The following is an 18,050-nucleotide window of genomic DNA, read 5'->3' as shown; positions in this document are numbered from 1 at the left end:
CACCTGGGCTTTTGTCCTCGCGCGGCCCGTTGTGCACGTTTGAGGGTCCGCTCACTGCCGAGGAAGAGCGGAGCCTCAGCGCTCCTTGCGGCGGGGAGGCTGAGGCTGAGACGGAGCGCTGCTACTCCCCGCTAGCTGAGCCTCAGCGCTGCTTGCGCTTGGCCCGCCGACGCTCGGCCCGATTGCCCGAGCCACCGGACCCGCCAGCCTCGGGACCCTGGGGCACCGCGTCGTCCTCGTCCGGGAGACTGCCGTCGGCCCGCACCGGACGCACCTCGGCCTCGCCGCTCTCGCTGGGCGCGACGAAGGTCATCTGCTGCTTGGGCGGGGCCTGCTCGGCAGGCTGTCCGGTCTGCTTGATCTCGGCGTGGAAGAGGAAGCGCACGGACTCCTCCTTGATCGCCTCCATCACAGCCGTGAAGAGCTGGTAACCCTCACGCTGGTACTCCACGAGCGGCTCGCGCTGGGCCATCGCCCGCAGGCCGATGCCCTCCTTGAGGTAATCCATCTCATAGAGGTGCTCGCGCCACTTGCGGTCCAGCACCTGGAGGACGACCCGTCGCTCCACGTCCCGCATGAGGTCCTGGCCGACCGATTCCTCACGCTGGTCGTAGGCGTGCTGGGCGTCGGAGGTCAGCTGCTCCACGAGCAGGCCGGTCGTGACGCCATTGCGGCCACCGGCCTCGGCGACGACCTCGTCCACGGTGATCTGCACGGGGTAGATCTGGCCGAGGTCGCCCCAGAGCTGCTCCAGGTCCATGCCATCGGCCAGACCCTCGCCACCGGCTGCGGTCACGTAGTCGGTGACGACATCGTTGATGAAGATCCGCACCTGCTCCTGGAGGTCCTCACCCTCCAGCACCCGACGACGCTCGGCATAGATGACCTCGCGCTGACGGTTCAGGACGTCGTCATACTTGAGAACGTTCTTCCGCGTCTCGAAGTGCTGCGCCTCCACCTGGGACTGCGCGCTCGCGATCGACCGCGAGACCATCTTGGACTCGATCGGCACATCGTCGGACAACCCGGTGGTCGCCATCACCCGGTCGACCATCGCCGCGTTGAACATCCGCATGAGGTCATCCTGGAGCGAGAGGTAGAACCGGCTCTCGCCCGGGTCACCCTGGCGACCGGCACGACCACGCAGCTGATTGTCGATACGTCGGGACTCGTGCCGCTCGGTGCCGAGCACATACAGACCACCAAGCTCGGTGACCTCCTCGTGCTCGCTGGAGACCGACTGCTCGGCCTGCTGCAGCGCCTCGTCCCAGGCCGCCTCGTACTCCTCGGGGGTCTCGTGCGGGTCCAGCCCACGGGCGCGCAGCGCGGCCACGGCCCGGAACTCCGGGTTGCCGCCGAGCATGATGTCGGTGCCTCGACCAGCCATGTTGGTCGACACCGTGACCGCCCCCTTGCGACCCGCCTCGGCCACGATCGAGGCCTCCCGCTCGTGGTGCTTGGCGTTCAGGACCTCGTGCCGCACACCGCGTCGACGCAGCGCCTCGGACAGGTACTCCGACTTCGCCACCGAGGTGGTGCCGACCAGGACCGGCTGGCCGACCTCGTGCCGCTCGGCGATGTCGTCGACGACCGCGTTGAACTTGGCCTCCTCGGTCCGGTAGACGAGGTCGGGCATGTCCTGGCGGATCATCGGCATGTTGGTGGGGATGGAGAGCACGCCGACCTTGTAGATCTGGTGCAGCTCGGCCGCCTCGGTCTGGGCGGTACCCGTCATGCCGGCCAACTTGTCGTACATGCGGAAGTAGTTCTGCAACGTCACCGTGGCCAGGGTCTGGTTCTCGTTCTTGATCTCCACCCCTTCCTTGGCCTCGATCGCCTGGTGCATGCCCTCGTTGTAGCGGCGGCCGGGCAGGATGCGGCCGGTGTGCTCATCGACGATCATCACCTGGCCGTCCATCACGACATAGTCCTTGTCGCGCGTGAACAGTTCCTTGGCCTTGATCGCGTTGTTGAGGTACCCGATCAGCGGGGTGTTGGCCGACTCGTAGAGGTTGTCGATCCCCAGGAAGTCCTCGATCTTCTCGATCCCGGACTCCAGCACGCCGACGGTCTTCTTCTTCTCGTCGACCTCGTAGTCTCCGCTGGCCTCGATCCCCCGCATCGAGTCTGCCGCGGTCCCCCGCTCCAGCCGCCGGACCAGCTTGGAGAACTCCATGTACCACTTGGTGGCCTGGTCGGCCGGGCCGGAGATGATCAGCGGCGTGCGGGCCTCGTCGATCAGGATCGAGTCGACCTCGTCCACGATCGCGAAGTTGTGCTCCCGCTGCACCAGGTCCTTCAGCGCCCACGCCATGTTGTCGCGCAGGTAGTCGAAGCCGAACTCGTTGTTGGTGCCGTACGTGATGTCCATCGCGTACTGCTCGCGCCGCTGCGCCGGGGTCATCGAGGACAGGATGCAGCCGGTCTCCAACCCCAGGGCCCGGTGCACACGGCCCATCAGCTCGGACTGGTACTGCGCCAGGTAGTCGTTGGTGGTGATGACGTGCACGCCCTTGCCGGACAGCGCGTTGAGATAGGACGGCAGCGTCGCGACCAGCGTCTTGCCCTCACCGGTGCGCATCTCGGCGACATTGCCCTGGTGCAGGGCGGCCCCACCCATCAGCTGCACGTCGAAGTGCCGCTTGCCGATGGTCCGCTTGCCCGCCTCACGCACAGCGGCGAAGGCCTCCGGCAGCAACTGGTCCAGCGTCTGACCGTCGGCCAGCCGCGCCTTGAACTTGTCGGTCTCCTCGCGCAGCTCGGTGTCGCTCAGGCCCTCGAAGTCCTCCTCCAGGGCATTGACCTGTCGGGCGATGTTCTCCAGCCTGCGCAGCGCGCCCTTTTCACCGGCGCGCAGGATCTTCTCGAAGAGGTTCGGCACCCGCCTAGGCTAACCGCCCAGGCTGGGCATTCCCTACCACCGCCCCCAGAGCCTTCACCAGGTAGCCCTAGCGGGACCCAGTGGGAAGGTCCACCCGTCCGAGTCCGAGCCACCCGGCCATCGCCTCCAGCTCGCCCATCAACCGGGGCGCCGCGGCGGCGACGTCGACGCCCTCCTCCCAGTGCAGCGACTGGACGCGCAGCACGCCCGCGCCCCGGTCGGCCTTCAGGTCGACCCGCCCCACCAGCGCCTCGTCCAGCAGGAAGGGCAGCACGTAGTAGCCATGCACCCGCTTCGCCGCGGGTGTGTAGATCTCCAGCCGGTAGCGGAAGTCCCAGAGCGCCTCGATCCGCTCGCGCTGCCAGACGAGGGAGTCGAAGGGGCTGAGCAGGGCCGCCGCGCTCACCGAGCGTGGTCGACGGGCCTCCGGGTCCAGGTATGCCGTGTCCTTCCACCCCGGGACCCGCACCTCGTCGAGCTCCCCGGCCGCGACGAGATCCGCCAACGCCTGGTCCACCACCGGTCCCCCGAGCCGGTAGTAGTCAGCCAGACACCGCTTGGTCCCGATGCCGTGCGCCTGCGCAGCTCGACGCAGCAGCCCGGTCGCCGACTCCAGCTCGCTCGGGGCGTCCGCGCTGCCCGGCGCTCGAGCCATCACCTCCGGGGGCAGCACCGCGGAGGGCACGGCATACCGGCGTTCGAACTGGCTGGTCCGCCCGGCCGAGGTGACCAGGCCGGACCGGAAGAGGCACTCCAGCGCAGTCTTGACCGCCGACCAGTTCCAGCCCCAGTGGTCATTCGGTTTGTCCGACCCGTGCGGCAGGTGCGCCTCCACCTCACGGGCGGTGGACGGCGCTTGCTCGGAGAGCACCCCGGTCACAGCGTCGAGCAGACCGGGGTGCTCCTGCTCGAGCGACTCACGCCACTGCACGGCGTGCGGGCGGGTCATCCGGAAACCCAGCTCGGGCCAGGTCTGGAACGGGATCAACGCCGCCTCGTGCGCCCAGTACTCCACGATGGTGCGGCCCGCCTTGGAGCGCCCCCGCTGCCCGGCCCCGTCGCGGAGGCGGTCCAGCAGGGCGGTGTCGTAGGGACCCAGCCGGGCGAAGAAGGGCAGGTAGTGGCTGCGGGTCAGCACGTTGACGCTGTCGATCTGGACGACCTGCAGCCGCTCCATCACCGCGTTGAGCTGGCGGGTGCCGACCTCTGCAGGACGTGGCCGACCGAAGCCCTGCGCCGCAAGCGCGATCCGGCGGGCCAGCGGGCGGGCGATGGTGCGGTGACCGGACATGACCTCACTGTGCCAGAGCCCACCGACAGGGTTGGGGGAAGAGCGTGGTCGGCAGAGCGCGGACGGCCCCGCCCACCGGTGGTGGTGCGGGGCCGTCTCCGTGGTGACCAGGCTCGCGTCAGGACGCGACGGCTTCGTCGATGTCCTCGGGCTGGGACTGCGCCCCCTCACCAGGAGCTTCGTTCTCCAGGCGCAGCACGCCGTAGCTCCAGCCGCGGCGGCGGTAGACGACGGAGGGCTGATCGCTATCGGCGTCGTGGAAGAGGAAGAACTCGTGCCCGACCAGCTCCATCTGCGACAGGGCCTCGCCGAGCGTCATCGGGGCGGAGGTGTGCACCTTCTCGCGGATCTCGATGGGGCTGTTGCCCTGGGTCTGCAGCGCCTCGTCAACCGCTTCCTCCGGGCTCAGCGCGGCCTCGGGGGCCTCCGCCGACTCCTCGGGGACCAGCGGGTCGGTCGGAAGTCCGAAGGTGGCCTCGGCCACGGAGGGCAACCGGTGCTTGCCGGTGTGGCTCACCCGCCGCTTGTCGCCGATGCGGCGCAGGCGCTCGGTGAGTTTGCTCATGGCCAGGTCGAGGGCGGCGTACTCCTCGTCCGCGGCGGCTTCGGCGCGGACGACGGTGCGCTGGACGTAGCAGGTGATCTCGCAGCGTTCGGCCTCCTTGGCCTGGCGCGGGTTGGCCTCCTTGGTGAGAACCACCTCGGTGCGCCGCACGCGCGGGGCCAACTGGGGAATCTTGCTGAGCTTGTCCTCCAGGTGGCGCCGGAAGCGCTCGGAGACGTCCTTCTTACGACCGGTCACGTTCAGTTCCATGGATCCTCCATCGGAGTGGGTTGAGGGGATGTCATCGGCGTCGTGCACTGGCGCCTAACTCGTCGGCCTCACCCCCGTTCGTGACGTTGAGGTGCTCCATGACGACACCCTAGTCCGCGCTCCTGGGTTGCGGTAGGGGGCATCACGTCCACCGCCTTGTGGCCGCCACGGTCGCCGCCACGACGGGCCCGGACCCGGCCTCCCGCAACGCGCGGGCGCACTCCACGAGGGTTGCTCCGGTCGTCACCACGTCGTCGACCAGGACGCACGGCACGCCCACCACCCGGGACCGCGCGGCCCGCCGCACCGACACCGCCCCGGACAGGTTGGCCATCCGTCCCCCGGCACCGAGCCCGGACTGGTCGGCCACCCGCCGGGTCAGGCGCAGCGCGTCCAGCACGACCAACCGACGTCCCGGTATGCCGTGTGCCGCCGCCCGCGTCAGGGCACCCACGCGGTGCTCACCTCGGGCACGGGTCCCGGCACGGGCCGAGGGCGCCGGCACCAGCGCGACGGGGCGACCGCCGACCAGCGCCGCCAGGTGTGGCGGCGAGCCGGCGAGCGCGGCGGCCAGGACCGAGCGCACGACCCGCCCCAGGTGCGGGGTGAGGTCGGTGCGGCCACCGTCCTTCCAGGCCACGACGGCGTGGCGCACGGCGTCGGCGTAGGGCAGCGCGGACCACGTCGCCGGCATCCGGGGCGGGCAGGGCGTGGGCGACCAGGCGTGGGCCCGGGCGTCCACGAGCAGGTCCGAGCACGCGGCGCACCACCGGGTGCCGGCCTCCCCGCAGCCCGCGCAGGCGGTCGGGGCGGCGAGCTCCACGAGGGCGAGCACGTCCTGCCAGGGGTGAATCGGCATACCCCAAGACTGGGGCACCGGGGCCGCGCGGAGCTGGCGTCATCCACAGGCCCCAGTGGGCTCGGCGCCAGCGGCCCGCGCCGGCGATGCCGAACCGCTGCCGAGATGGATCAACTGCCGGGATGGATCAACTGCCGGGGATGATCAGCTCATCGCCGTTGCGGGCCTCGTACCACCCGCTGCCCTCCACCGTGTGGAAGCGGCCGTCCTCGGTGCGCGCGACGGGACGGTAGCCCTGCCCCTCGGGCACCGCCAGCAGATCCACCAGGCCAGGCAGTTCATCGCCCACCTGGCGCACCCAGCCGCCCAACGGGACGCGGTAGGGCAGCAGGCGCACGTCCTGGCTACGGCTGGCGACCGCCACGATCTCACCGGTAGGAGCCCACCGGGCCGAAGCGATGTCGACCAGCGTGGGCGCGACCGGGTAGGGGGTCGCCAGCCCCGTCGGCCGGCCCTGAGGCCCGCGGATGATGCCCGCGACCATCAGCCGATCCGGGCCGTCGCCCGCGCTGGGGCCGATCACCAGCAACGCCCGGCTGCCGTCCGGCGACACCCGGAAGGCGGTGACCCGGTCGGTGTCGTCGACGTTGGGGATGTCGATCGGGCGGGCGACCGCCTTGATGTCCTCCGCCTCGCTCCACCAGACGCGGGGTACGCCGGAGCTGCGGGCGGCGCCGGCCACCCAGAGCAAGCCGTCAGGGCTGAACGAGGGGTCGGTCAGCCGGTCGCCGATGCCGGGGTTGACGTCGGAGTTGTCGCCACGCCAGCGCCACAGCTCGGTCCGGGTCGTGTTGACCGCGGCGAGCGTGGCGCCGTCGGCCGAGGCGGCCACGCCGGACCAGGCGATGCCGAGGTTGGGCAGCCCGGGCGAGTCCTCGGGGGCGGGCACGTTGCGTAGCGCGTAGTCGGTCGGGCTGACCGTGATCAGCCGGTCCTGCACCCGCAGGATGCCGACGTCCGCCTCGAGGTAGGCGTCGTGGAAGCCCAGATCGGCGCTCGCGCCGATCGGCTCGCTGTCGACGCTGCGGCCGACGACCCGCAGGTCGACGCGGTTGACCCCGCTGAGCCCCAGCAGCGCGTGGGTCAGCTGGGCCCGCAGGATCCGGAGCCGCTCGGAGTCCTCGGCGAGGCCGGTCGCCTGCAGGTTGACGGTGGCGACCTGGGTGGTGGGATCGACCGGCACGGCCCCGACGGCGAGCTGGACGTCGCCGGTCGCGCCCGTCGAGACCGCACCCTCCAGGTAGGAGGGCGGCGGCGAGAGCTGGGCGCGGGTCACCGAGGTGGTCAGCCCCTCCCCCTTGGCCAGCCAGCGCACCTCGGGCACGAAGGTCTCCAGCAGCGGGTTGACGTAGTAGACCGTCGTCGGCCGGAACGCCTGGTCCAGGTCCGTCGCGGACAGCCAGAGCCCGAAGCCCTCGGGGAAGGCGTTGATCCGCCACTCCCCAGCGACCGGAGTGAGCTGGAAACTCTGGGTCGTCGTGGTGCCGGCCGGCTGCTCGATGAGCCGCCCGGAGCCGTCGATCCGGCCACGGACCTCGGCGGTCACCTGCACCACCCCGGACTCGATGCTGCGGACCTCAGGGACGCCTTCGAGCACGAGCACATTGCTGGTCGGCACCCAGTCGCTGGCCAGCGAGGAGGTCAGGTAGTCACGGGCGACGTCGTCGTCCTCGGCGAAACCGACGTTGGCGCGCAGGAAGCCGGTCACCACGTCTGTCGTGGACGCCCCCGACTGGGGGCGGGGTAGCAGCCGTTGCACATCTTGGCGCGCCTGGACGTCGACCGGCAGCCCCGCGCGGGGCACCGCGTCGGTCGGCAGGTTGGCGCTGCAGCCGGAGATGACCAGGGCCGAGGCGGCCGCAGCCGCGGTCAACCACGCCCGGGTATGCCGCCACCCACGGCGGGCGGTTCCGCGCGCGGTGGTGGGCTGCTGGCTCGGGGCGGCCTGAGCGAGGCGCTGGCTGAGGGCGGCGTGCGCGGTGGTCATCCGGCGGACTCCTTCCGGGTGGCCAGGGCGAGGACGACGTCGGGGACCTGGGCGTCGGCCGCGAGAGCCTCCGGACCAGGGGGCGGGACGCTGGCCGGGGGTTCGGCGATCACGTAGGCGGCATCCCGCGGCAGGACGAGCCGGAAGCAGGCCCCCTCGCCTCGGGCGCCGTTGACCTGCAACCAGCCACCGTTGACGCGGGCGTCCTCGACCGCGATGGCCAGGCCCAGGCCGGTGCCACCGGTGGTGCGCTGCCTGGAGGGGTCGGCGCGCCAGAACCGGTCGAAGACCCGTTCCAGCTGCTCCTCGTCAAGCCCGATCCCGTGATCGCGCACCGAGACCGAGGCCACGTGCTCGGTGGCGGCGACGGTGACCACGACCGGCCGGCCCTCGCTGTGCTCGACGGCGTTGGCCAACAGATTGCGCAGCACCCGGGAGATCCGGCGGCCATCCATGGTGGTGGGCAGCGGTTCGCCGACGGCCAGACGGAGATCCAGCGGGGTGCCGAGGGCGTCGGCGAGCGGCTCGACGCCCTCCAGGGCGGCCTGGACGACGGCGCTCAGGTCTTCGGAGTGCCGTTCGACCGTGACGGCCCCGGAGTCGAAGCGGCTGATCTCCAGCAGCTCGGTGAGCAGGTCCTCGAAGCGGTCCAGCTCCTGTTGCAGCAGCTCGGCGGAGCGGGCCACCGGGTCGGGAAAGTCGTCCTTGGAGGCGTGCAGCACCTCGCCTGCCATCCGGATCGTGGTCAACGGGGTGCGCAGCTCGTGCGAGACATCGGAGACGAAGCGCTGCTGCAGCTGGGACAGCGAGCGCAGCTCACGGATCTGCAGCTGGATCGAGTCGGCCATCGTGTTGAAGGAGGAGGCCAGCTTGGCGAGCTCGTCATTGCCCTGGACGGGCAGCCGTTCGTCCAGATGTCCCTTGGCCAACTGTTGGGTGACCGACACGGCGCGCTCGACCGGCCGGGTCACCATCCGCGTGGCGAAGGCGCCGAGGGCACCGATGAGCAGCGCCAGCGCCAGCCCACCGAACAGGCCCAGCTGACGCACCAGGTCCAGCGTCTCCTGCTCCCGGACCAAGGGATAGACGAGAACCACGTCATAGGAGCCGGCGCGCAGCACGCTGATCCGCGAGCCGACGACGACCGAGGTGACGGGTGCCTCGTGACCGACCAGGCTCATCGGCACCACGACGACCTGCTGGTCCTCAGGGTCATTCTCGATCGCCAGCTGCAGGGCCGGCGGCAGGTCCTGGGCGTCGACCCCACCGACACTGATGGTCGGGACTGGGCTGCCGCGGTCATTGCCGAGGGCGGGCAGGATCAGCACCTGGCGGCCGTCCTCCGGGCTGCTCCCCGCCATCGTCCGGGCCTGGTCGTCGACCGCCTGGGTCAGGCCTGCGTCGTCGCGGCGGTCGGTGGAGTCGATGGCCTCCTGCGCCAGGGCGACCTGCTGCGAGGCGTCCCGCTGGGCGTTGTCCACGCCCTGGGCCACGAGTCCGCTGGCGACCTGCTGATACAGGGTGGTGCCGAGCAGCGCGCTGAGCGCCAACCCGAGCAGGACGGTGGTGGTGACCACCCGGGTGCGCAGCGAGGAGCGCCACCAGCGGCTGATCGCCCGGCCCGCCACGGTCCACGGCGCCGGCTGGGCCGCGGGGGGCGGCTCCGGACGTGGGTCGTGACGGCGGTGGTCGGGGGACGACGCCGAGCTGGTCGAGGTCTCGTGCTGGCCGACCTGCCGACCGTCAGGGGTGACCGGCCTTGTAACCGACGCCACGGACGGTCACCACGATCTGGGGGTTCTCGGGGTCCTTCTCGATCTTGCTGCGCAGCCGCTGGACGTGCACGTTGACCAGGCGGGTGTCGCCTGCGTGCCGGTACCCCCACACCTGCTCAAGCAAGGACTCGCGGTCGAAGACCTGGCTGGGCTTGCTGGCCAGCGCGACGAGCAGGTCGAACTCGAGCGGGGTCAGCGGGATCCGCTCTCCCCCGCGGGTGACCTCATGGCCGGCGACGTCGATGGTGACATCACCGACCTGGAGGCGGTCGTCCTCACCGGTGTCTACCCGACGCAGACGGGCACGCACCCGGGCGAGCAACTCCTGGGGCTTGAACGGCTTGACCACGTAGTCGTCGGCCCCGGCCTCCAGACCGGCCACCACATCCTTGGTGTCGGTGCGCGCGGTAAGCATCACGATCGGGACGCCGGACTCGGTGCGCAGCTGACGGCATACCTCGATCCCGTCCTGCGTCGGGAGCATCACGTCGAGCAGCACGAGGTCCGGGCGGAGCTCGCGGAACATCGGGACGGCACGGCCGCCATCACCGCAGGTCGCGACGTCGTACCCCTCTTTGCGCAGCACGATGCCGAGCATCTCGGCAAGAGCTTGGTCGTCGTCGACCACGAGAACGCTGGCTGCCACGGGTCCTCCTCGAAGAAGCGGTCTGCTCAGGTGTTCATCCGCCAGGTGGCGGATCTCCGAATCTGACGCGCTGACCTCTGCCGAGGTCACGCCGGATTCAGTAACGATACTGGTCGGACTTGAACGGGCCCGCGACATCAACACCCAGGTAGGCCGCCTGCTCCTTGGTGAGCTCGGTCAGCCCGGCCCCCACGGAGTCCAGATGCAGGCGCGCGACCTCCTCGTCCAGCTCCTTGCGGAGGGTGTGCACGCCGAGGGGGTAGTCGTCGGGGCGGGTGAACAGTTCGATCTGCGCCAGCACCTGGTTGGCGAAGCTGGCCGACATCACGAAGCTGGGGTGCCCGGTGGCATTGCCGAGGTTGAGCAGGCGGCCCTCGGAGAGCACGATGATCGAGCGGTCGCCGAAGGACCACTCGTGGACCTGCGGCTTGATCTCGGTGCGGACCACGTCGGGCACGCGGGCCAGGCCCGCCATGTCGATCTCGTTGTCGAAGTGGCCGATATTGCCCAGGATCGCCTTGTCCTTCATCGCCGTCATGTGCTCGACGGTGACGACGTCCTTGCACCCGGTGGCGGTGATCACGAAGTCGGCCTGGCCGATGACGTCCTCCAGGCGCGCGACCTGGTAACCGTCCATCGCGGCCTGCAGCGCGCAGATCGGGTCGATCTCGGTGACGATCACCCGCGCGCCCTGACCGCGCAGCGACTCCGCGCAGCCCTTGCCGACATCGCCATACCCGCAGACCACGGCGACCTTGCCGCCGATGAGCACGTCGGTGGCCCGGTTGATGCCGTCGACGAGGCTGTGCCGACAGCCGTAGATGTTGTCGAACTTGGACTTGGTGACGCTGTCGTTGACGTTGATCGCCGGGAAGAGCAGCTCACCCTGCTCGTGCAGCTGGTAGAGCCGGTGCACGCCGGTGGTGGTCTCCTCGGTGACGCCCCTGAGCCCGTCAGCGACCTCGGTCCAGCGGGTGGGGTGCTCGGCGAGCCCGGAGCGCACGGTCTCCAGGATGACCTTCCACTCCTCGGGGTCCTCCTCCTCTGCGCTGGGCACGGCACCCTGCGCCTCCCACTCCTTGCCCTTGTGGACCAGCAGGGTGGCGTCGCCACCGTCGTCGAGGATCATGTTCGGCCCCTCCTCCCCGGGCCAGAGCAGGATCTGGGTGGTGCACCACCAGTACTCCTCCAGCGTCTCGCCCTTCCAGGCGAAGACCGGCACACCCTGGGGGTCCTCGGGCGTGCCGTCCGGGCCGACGGCCACGGCGGCCGCCGCCTCGTCCTGGGTGGAGAAGATGTTGCAGGAGGCCCAGCGGACCTCGGCTCCCAGGGCCACCAGGGTCTCGATGAGCACAGCGGTCTGCACGGTCATGTGCAGGGAGCCCGCGATCCGGGCGCCGGCCAGCGGCTGCTGCCCGGCGAACCGCTCGCGCAGCGCCATCAGCCCGGGCATCTCGTGCTCGGCCAGCCGGATCTGGTGGCGGCCGGACTCGGCGAGGGACAGGTCGGCGACCTTGTGGTCGAGGGGGGTCGTGCTGGACGAGGTCACATCGGACATGGGAACCATGCTACGTGCCCCCTAGGCTTCCTCCCCCTCACCGGCGGGGTCGTAGGAGGCGGTCGGGTCCTCGTGCGGCGAGACCTCCAACCCCAGGAGCGCGTTCTCCAGCACCTCGGCCAGAGCGGGGTGGATCCAGTACTGCCCGCGCGCGAGCTGGAGCACGCTGGGCGGTCCGGCTGGGCCGGCCAGGCTGAGCGCCTGGATCACCGGCTGGATCAGGCTGGAGGAGTGGGGGCCCATCGCGTGCGCCCCGAGCAGGCCGCCGGTGCGGCGGTCGCCGACCACCTTGAACAGGCTGGTGGTGTCCTCCATCGCCCAGCCATAGGCAGTGTCGCCGTACTTCTGGGTCTTGGTGGTCACGTCATAGCCCTGCTCCCGCGCCTGCTCCTCGGTGAGGCCGACGGTGGCCAGCTGCGGGTCGCTGAAGACCGCGGCCGGGACGAACCGGTGGTCGACCGTATGCGGTGTGGTCGGGTGGACCAGATTGTGCGCCACCACCCGGGCCTCCTGGTTGGCGACGTGCTTGAGCTGGTAGGGCGAGCACACGTCACCCAGGGCAAAGATCTCGGGGACGTCGGTGCGGGCGTGCTCGTCGACGACGACGCGGCCATCAGCGTGGGTGCGGACGCCGGTGTGCTCCAGCCCCAGGTCGTCGCTGTTGGGGCGCCGACCGGTGGCCACGAGCAGCAGCTCGGCCGCCACCGTGGTGCCGTCGGCGAGGTCGAGCTCGACGCCGTCCGCGCTCTCCCGGGCAGCGGTGGGCTCGGCGTCGGTGTGGACGGTCCAGCGTTGGCGGGCGAGGTCGGTGAAGGCCTGGGAGATCTCTTCGTCGAAGGCGCGCATCAACCGCCCGGAGCGCGCGACCACGGTGATGTCCACGCCCAGCGCCGCGAAGACGTGCGCGAACTCAGCGGCGATCACCCCGCCACCCACGATGACCATGCTCGCGGGCAGCTCATCGATGCGCATCACCGTCTCGGAGGTGTGGAAGGAAACCCCCGCCTCCGAGATGACGTGCGGGACCGTCGGGCGTGATCCGGTCGCGATCACGATCTGGTCCCCGGTGATCCGCTGGCGCGAGCCCACCGGGAAGCGACCGGTCCCGTCCTCGCGGGTGATCTCGACCTCGATCTCGCGGTCGGAGACGAAGCGGCCATGCCCGAGATAGGCCTCCGTATGCCCGGAGTCGCGCCGGTAGTCCAACCCGCCCTCGGAGATCGGGTCGATCCGCCCGAAGATCCGGTCCCGGATGTCGCGCCAGCGCACCCCGTCCAGGGTTGCGTCGATCCCGTAGCGAGCCGCGCCACGCACCGCGTCGGCGACCTCTGCGGCATACACGAACATCTTGGTCGGGATGCACCCGACGTTCAGGCAGGTCCCACCGAAGACACCCGCCTCCACGATCGCGGTGCGCTTGTCCTCGAAGTCTGGCGTGACCAGGGAGTTGCCGGACCCGCTGCCCAGGATAATCAGGTCGAAGTGCGTGGGTTCGCTCACCCTCGACACGCTAGCCGACCAGTTCCTCCCGCACGGCCGCGAGCCCGTCCCAGAGCTCGACAAAAGTGGTCGACAGCGGGGCCGGCCCCACCCGCAGCCCGTCCGGCGAGCGGAAGTCAGGGATCACCCCCCGCTCCCACAACCGGCGGTAGCTCTCGATGAAGCGGGGGTGGCGCAGCGTGATGTGGCCCCCACGGCGGGCGTGCTCGCGGGGGCTGGCCACGGCGACGCCCAGCTCGGCCGGCCAGGAGTCGACGATCCGCAGGGCGAAATCGGTGAGCTGCAAGGACTTGGCCCGGACCGCCTCGATCCCGGCCTCCTCCAGCATCGCCAATGCCAACCGCAGCGGCACCATGCCCAGGATCGGCGGGGTCCCGCTGACCAGCGAGCGGACACCGGCAGCGGGTGCGTAGCCCTGCTCCATCAGGAAGGGATCGCGCCTTCCCATCCAGCCCTGGATCGGCTGCTCCAGGGTCGGTATGTCGTGGAGCCGGCTCGCGAGGTAGGCGTGGGCGGGTGCGCCGGGGCCGCCGTTGAGGTACTTGTAGTCGCAGCCGACCGCGGCGTCCCATCCCCAGTCGTCGGCGCGGATCGGGACCGAGCCTGCCGAGTGGCAGGTGTCCCAGAGGATCAGCCCGCCCGCGTCGTGGACGACCCGGGTGATCGCCTCGGTGTCGGCGATCCAGCCGGAGCGGTAGGCGACGTGCGAGAAGAGCGCGACCGCCGTGGCGGGGCCGACAGCCTCCTCGACCTGCTCGAGCCGCACCCCGGTCGCGGGATCCACCTGGACCCAGCGCAACGACATACCCCGCTCGGCGGCGATGCCCTCAGCGACATAGCGGTCGGTCGGGAAGTTGTCGGTGTCCAGGACGATCTCGGTACGCGCCGGGTCGATCGCGACCTGGTGGTCGGCCAGCGCGCGGAGCAGCTTGTAGAGGAGCACGGTGGTGGAGTCGGCGACCACAGTCTGGCCGGGAGCCGCACCGAGCGCGGCGCTCGCCACCTCGTCACCGACCACCTCGGGCCAGCGCATCCAGTCGGTCTCCTCGTCGGTCTCCCGCCCGCTGTCCTGACCGCTGTCCCAGGACCGGATCAGCCCGCTGCCCCACGGCCCGAGCGTGAAGTCGGCGAGCGCCTGCGCGGTGCCGGCCACCGGGCGGCCCAAGGAGTTGCCGTCGAAGTAGGCGAGCAGGTCCTTGGCCGGCTCAAAGCCTGCCGCGTACTCCGCGAGCGGGTCGGCCGCGTCGAGCGCGAGGGCGTCCTCGCGGCTGGGTGGGATCCCTCCGTCCTGGCGCATCACGCCTCGCCTCCGTGGTAGCCGTCCGGGGTGACGTCCTGGATCCGGGTGCGGACGTCGTAGAGCTCGGGGAAGAAGGTGAGGTCCAGGGCCCGGCGCAGGAAGGGGACCCCGGAGCTGCCACCCGTGCCGCGCTTGGAGCCGATGATCCGCTCGACCGTCTTGAGGTGACGGAAACGCCATACCTGGAAGTTGTCCTCCACGTCGACCAACTCCTCGGCGAGCTCGTACTCGACCCAGTGCGTGCCCGGGTCGGCGTAGATCGCGGTGAACATGCCGACCACCCCCTCGTGGCTCTCGTAGGGGCGGCTGACATCGCGGTCGAGCACCTCCGGCGGGACAGGGTGCCCGCGGCGGGCGAGCAGGCGGAGCACCTCGTCGTAGAGGCTCGGCCGGTACAGCAGGTCCTCAAGCTGGGCGTGGACGTCGGCGTCGTGGGCGAAGACCCGCAGCATCTCCGGGTTCTTGTTGCCGAGTGAGAACTCGACGGCGCGGTACTGCCAGGACTGGAAGCCGGACCCGGTCGCCAGGAAGTGGCGGAACTCCGCGTACTCGCTCGGGGTCAGGGTGGCCAGCACCGACCACTGCTCGGTGAGCGTGTGCTGGATGTGCTTGACGCGGGCGATCCGCTTCAGCGCCGGCTGGACGTCGTCAGCGGCGAGCAGCTCGCGGGCGGACGTGAGCTCGTGCAGCATCAGCTTGAGCCAGAGTTCGGAGGTCTGGTGCTGGATGATGAAGAGCAGCTCGTCATGGCGCGGGGGGACGGCGCGGGGGTGCTGGGCCGACAGGATCCGGTCCAGATCGAGGTACTCCCCGTAGGACAGGTTGCGCTCGAAGTCCCGCTCGATCCCCTCCTCCAGGTCCCGGCGGGAGCGGGTATGCCGAGTGATCGGGTCGGCGTCGGGCTCGCGGGCGTCGGTGCTCACCCGGGCGAGTCTGGCACAGCGGTTGCGCCGAGGGGTCGCGTGGCGAGCTCGGTCGGCAGCAGCTGACCGACGCGGTAGGGGATCAGCTCCCGCAGCATGACTCCCGTGCGAGTGCGCACGATCCCGGGGCAGGCGCGGACGCGCTCCAGGACGGTGAACAGGTGATGGGTGTCGCTGGCCGCGACGCGGATCAGCAGATCGGTCCCGCCCGCATGGGCCAGGCACTCCAGGACCTCGGGGATGCCCCTCAGGGCTGTGACGGTCGTCGTGAGCTGGTGCTGGCGGACCTCCGCCTCGACCATCGCGGTGACGGCGTGGCCCAGCTGGGCGGGGGCGAGCGCCTGCTCGTCGCCTCCTTGGTGTTCGGCCTTGTCCTCGGCCTGTTGGTCGGCCTGGTACTCGACCAGGTCCTGCCGGCGCGGCGGTCCGTGCGACAGAAGTGAGACACAAGCCTCCTAGGTTGGCTGGCACCTGAGCCGAATCAAAGGAGATCTCCGATGGCGTTGAACCACCGGTGGCTGGCACCCTTGGGCGCCCTACCCCTGGCCCTAGCCGGATTGACCGTCCTGCCCGCGCAGGCGACCGAGGAACCGCCGCAGCCGCCAGTTCCGGTCGTGACCTTCGAAGCCAACGCGTGGGGTGGCGATGAATGTCGCATGACCGCGGTGGTCACAAACCCCGACGAGAACGCGGACGGGTGGCTCAGCGGGCTCATCCGAAGCACCTAGTTGAGTCCCGCATAGTGGTGTAGCGCGGTAGCTGAAGTCGTCGTCTCCGGCGTGTACGTCGGACGAGGACGCGGCCACCGCGTGATCCTTCGAGTGAACCTCTCACAGCACCCTCGAACGGAGTCACACGATGACCGCTCCTCACATTGTCGACCCTGCCGGCCTGCTCGGCGAAGCCCTGGCCGAGGCGAGTCCGGATCTGATGCGGCACCTGCTGCAGTCGATCATCAACAGCCTGCTGTCCGCGGACGCCGACGCCGTCGTCGGCGCCGAGTACGGCCGGCCCACCCCCGACCGAGTCGCCCAGCGCAACGGCTACCGCCGCCGCCCCCTGGACACCCGGGTGGGCACCCTGGAGGTGGCGATCCCCAAGCTGCGCAAGGGCACCTACTTCCCCGAGTGGTTGCTCGAGCGGCGTAAGCGGGCCGAGTCGGCGCTGATCACCGTCGTCGCCGACTGCTACCTGGCCGGGGTCTCCACCCGGCGCATGGACAAGCTCGTCAAGACTCTGGGCATCGACTCGTTGTCCAAGTCCCAGGTCTCCCGGATGGCCGCCGACCTGGACCAGCTCGTCGAGGAGTTCCGCCACCGCCCGCTCGGGGACGCCGGCCCGTTCACGTTCGTGGCCGCCGACGCGCTGACGATGAAGGTCCGCGAGGGCGGGCGCGTCATCAACGCCGTCGTGCTGCTGGCGACCGGCGTCAACGGCGACGGGCACCGCGAGGTCCTCGGCATGCGGGTGGCCACCAGCGAGACGGGGGCGGCGTGGAACGAGTTCTTCGCCGACCTGGTCGCCCGCGGCCTGAGCGGCGTGCGGCTGGTGACCTCCGACGCGCACGCCGGTCTGGTCGAGGCCATCGCGGCGAACCTGCCCGGCGCCTCCTGGCAACGCTGCCGCACCCACTACTCGGCCAACCTGATGTCGGTGACGCCGAAGTCGATGTGGCCGGCGGTCAAGGCGATGCTGCACAGCGTGTACGACCAGCCCGACGCATCGGCGGTGCACGCGCAGTTCGACCGGCTCATCGACTACGTCACCGACAAGCTGCCCGCGGTGGCCGAGCACCTCGCCGGCGCACGCGAGGACATCCTGGCCTTCACCGCCTTCCCCAAGGACGTGTGGACCCAGATCTGGTCCAACAACCCCGCCGAGCGCCTCAACAAGGAGATCCGCCGCCGCACCGACGCCGTGGGCATCTTCCCTAACCGCGACGCGATCGTCCGCCTCGTCGGCGCCGTCCTGGCCGAGCAGACCGACGAGTGGGCCGAAGGACGCCGCTACCTCGGACTCGAGGTGCTGGCCCGCTGCCGCGTCAACATCGTGCCCAACACCGAACCCGAGATCGGAGCCGATGCCCTACCCGCGCTGACCGCCTAACCCCCTGTCGAAGGAGCACAGCGCTACACCACTACCCGGGACTTGACCAAGCACCTCGACGCTCGGGGGCTACTACGTCTGGTTCGACGAGCCGATCCCGTCTTCCACACACACCATCCGGACCAATATCTTATCCCCGACCATCCGTCCCTACTACCACTACGACGATCCCTCTGAGTTGATTCAGCACGACGAGGTCGAGGTCTCACTTCGTCTCGGAGACCACGACGAGCGTCGGTCCGCGTCGGTCACAGTGCCCTTGAACGAGGAGAACTGTCCGGTCGCTCCTGATCCCGTTGTCGATGACTTCGAGGTGCTGGTCGAACCGGCTATCGGTGAGGACGGCAACGTCAGCGCCGCCATCGAATATCTCTTGCTCCGAGACGTCGAGCGGCCACATGAGGTTGTGG

15 protein-coding genes are annotated in these 18,050 nt (G+C 70.2%); 2 read left to right on the top strand and 13 right to left on the bottom strand.

Annotated features, from left to right (window positions below):
- Positions 1 to 142: 142 nt before the first annotated feature.
- The 12 genes from secA to ACQBAT_RS04640 form a co-directional block, all read right to left on the bottom strand.
- Positions 143 to 2,881 (bottom strand): preprotein translocase subunit SecA, encoded by a 2,739-nt coding sequence (gene secA, locus ACQBAT_RS04695; protein ID WP_420747992.1) that lies wholly within the window; start codon positions 2,879 to 2,881, stop codon positions 143 to 145.
- Between the two features lie 67 nt (positions 2,882 to 2,948).
- A complete protein-coding gene (locus ACQBAT_RS04690) occupies positions 2,949 to 4,172 on the bottom strand; it encodes a winged helix-turn-helix domain-containing protein (protein ID WP_420747991.1) in 1,224 nt (407 codons plus the stop codon).
- 118 nt (positions 4,173 to 4,290) lie between these two features.
- A complete protein-coding gene (gene hpf, locus ACQBAT_RS04685) occupies positions 4,291 to 4,986 on the bottom strand; it encodes a ribosome hibernation-promoting factor, HPF/YfiA family (protein WP_420747990.1) in 696 nt (231 codons plus the stop codon).
- 142 nt (positions 4,987 to 5,128) lie between these two features.
- Positions 5,129 to 5,845 (bottom strand): ComF family protein, encoded by a 717-nt coding sequence (locus ACQBAT_RS04680; protein ID WP_420747989.1) that lies wholly within the window; start codon positions 5,843 to 5,845, stop codon positions 5,129 to 5,131.
- Positions 5,846 to 5,972: 127 nt separating this feature from the next.
- Positions 5,973 to 7,832 (bottom strand): LpqB family beta-propeller domain-containing protein, encoded by a 1,860-nt coding sequence (locus tag ACQBAT_RS04675; RefSeq protein WP_420747988.1) that lies wholly within the window; start codon positions 7,830 to 7,832, stop codon positions 5,973 to 5,975.
- The gene (mtrB, locus tag ACQBAT_RS04670) at positions 7,829 to 9,607 is read right to left on the bottom strand and encodes an MtrAB system histidine kinase MtrB (RefSeq protein WP_420747987.1); all 1,779 of its coding nucleotides are present in this window, start codon (positions 9,605 to 9,607) and stop codon (positions 7,829 to 7,831) included. The genes ACQBAT_RS04675 and mtrB overlap by 4 nt, the downstream gene beginning before the upstream one ends.
- Positions 9,576 to 10,253, bottom strand: a complete 678-nt coding sequence (mtrA, locus tag ACQBAT_RS04665) for an MtrAB system response regulator MtrA (RefSeq protein ID WP_420747986.1) — start codon at positions 10,251 to 10,253, stop codon at positions 9,576 to 9,578. The genes mtrB and mtrA overlap by 32 nt, the downstream gene beginning before the upstream one ends.
- Positions 10,254 to 10,350: 97 nt before the next feature.
- Positions 10,351 to 11,811, bottom strand: coding sequence for an adenosylhomocysteinase (gene ahcY / locus ACQBAT_RS04660; protein ID WP_420747985.1), 1,461 nt, complete (start codon positions 11,809 to 11,811; stop codon positions 10,351 to 10,353).
- A gap of 21 nt (positions 11,812 to 11,832) precedes the next feature.
- Positions 11,833 to 13,311: a mycothione reductase gene (locus tag ACQBAT_RS04655; RefSeq protein WP_420747984.1), complete on the bottom strand. Its 1,479-nt coding sequence runs from the start codon at positions 13,309 to 13,311 to the stop codon at positions 11,833 to 11,835.
- A gap of 10 nt (positions 13,312 to 13,321) precedes the next feature.
- Positions 13,322 to 14,608, bottom strand: coding sequence for a kynureninase (locus ACQBAT_RS04650; protein WP_420747983.1), 1,287 nt, complete (start codon positions 14,606 to 14,608; stop codon positions 13,322 to 13,324).
- On the bottom strand, positions 14,608 to 15,534 hold the full coding sequence (kynA, locus tag ACQBAT_RS04645) for a tryptophan 2,3-dioxygenase (protein WP_420747982.1): 927 nt from the start codon (positions 15,532 to 15,534) through the stop codon (positions 14,608 to 14,610). The genes ACQBAT_RS04650 and kynA overlap by 1 nt, the downstream gene beginning before the upstream one ends.
- Entirely contained in the window at positions 15,531 to 15,836 is a 306-nt protein-coding gene (locus ACQBAT_RS04640; protein WP_420747981.1) for an Lrp/AsnC family transcriptional regulator, read from the bottom strand. Before ACQBAT_RS04640 ends, kynA begins: the two co-directional genes overlap by 4 nt.
- Positions 15,837 to 15,848: 12 nt before the next feature.
- On the opposite strand from ACQBAT_RS04640, the gene ACQBAT_RS04635 reads away from it, so the two are divergent.
- Both ACQBAT_RS04635 and ACQBAT_RS04630 read left to right on the top strand, forming a co-directional pair.
- A complete protein-coding gene (locus tag ACQBAT_RS04635) occupies positions 15,849 to 15,977 on the top strand; it encodes a hypothetical protein (RefSeq protein WP_420747980.1) in 129 nt (42 codons plus the stop codon).
- 415 nt (positions 15,978 to 16,392) lie between these two features.
- Positions 16,393 to 17,640 carry an IS256 family transposase gene (locus ACQBAT_RS04630; protein ID WP_420746812.1) on the top strand — a complete coding sequence of 416 codons (1,248 nt, stop codon included), beginning with the start codon at positions 16,393 to 16,395 and terminating at the stop codon, positions 17,638 to 17,640.
- 205 nt (positions 17,641 to 17,845) lie between these two features.
- Here ACQBAT_RS04630 and ACQBAT_RS04625 read toward each other — a convergent pair whose 3' ends face one another.
- The gene (locus tag ACQBAT_RS04625; RefSeq protein WP_427197748.1) at positions 17,846 to 18,040 is read right to left on the bottom strand and encodes a hypothetical protein; all 195 of its coding nucleotides are present in this window, start codon (positions 18,038 to 18,040) and stop codon (positions 17,846 to 17,848) included.
- Positions 18,041 to 18,050: the final 10 nt, after the last annotated feature.

Origin of the sequence: Ornithinimicrobium pulveris (assembly GCF_050261105.1) — a bacterium.
GTDB lineage: Bacteria > Actinomycetota > Actinomycetes > Actinomycetales > Dermatophilaceae > Ornithinicoccus.
The sequence above is the reverse complement of the archived record's forward strand: the minus strand, read 5'-3'. Positions and strand labels throughout refer to the sequence as shown.

What these genes read in the sequence shown, in the direction of transcription:
- ACQBAT_RS04690 (WP_420747991.1), bottom strand. Translation starts at nt 4,172, where the DNA reads ATGTCCGGTCACCGCACCATCGCCCGCCCGCTGGCCCGCCGGATCGCG.
- hpf (WP_420747990.1), bottom strand. Translation starts at nt 4,986, where the DNA reads ATGGAACTGAACGTGACCGGTCGTAAGAAGGACGTCTCCGAGCGCTTC.
- ACQBAT_RS04680 (WP_420747989.1), bottom strand. Translation starts at nt 5,845, where the DNA reads ATGCCGATTCACCCCTGGCAGGACGTGCTCGCCCTCGTGGAGCTCGCC.
- ACQBAT_RS04675 (WP_420747988.1), bottom strand. Translation starts at nt 7,832, where the DNA reads ATGACCACCGCGCACGCCGCCCTCAGCCAGCGCCTCGCTCAGGCCGCC.
- ahcY (WP_420747985.1), bottom strand. Translation starts at nt 11,811, where the DNA reads ATGTCCGATGTGACCTCGTCCAGCACGACCCCCCTCGACCACAAGGTC.
- ACQBAT_RS04650 (WP_420747983.1), bottom strand. Translation starts at nt 14,608, where the DNA reads ATGCGCCAGGACGGAGGGATCCCACCCAGCCGCGAGGACGCCCTCGCG.
- ACQBAT_RS04640 (WP_420747981.1), bottom strand. Translation starts at nt 15,836, where the DNA reads ATGGTCGAGGCGGAGGTCCGCCAGCACCAGCTCACGACGACCGTCACA.
- ACQBAT_RS04630 (WP_420746812.1), top strand. Translation starts at nt 16,393, where the DNA reads ATGACCGCTCCTCACATTGTCGACCCTGCCGGCCTGCTCGGCGAAGCC.
- ACQBAT_RS04625 (WP_427197748.1), bottom strand. Translation starts at nt 18,040, where the DNA reads ATGTGGCCGCTCGACGTCTCGGAGCAAGAGATATTCGATGGCGGCGCT.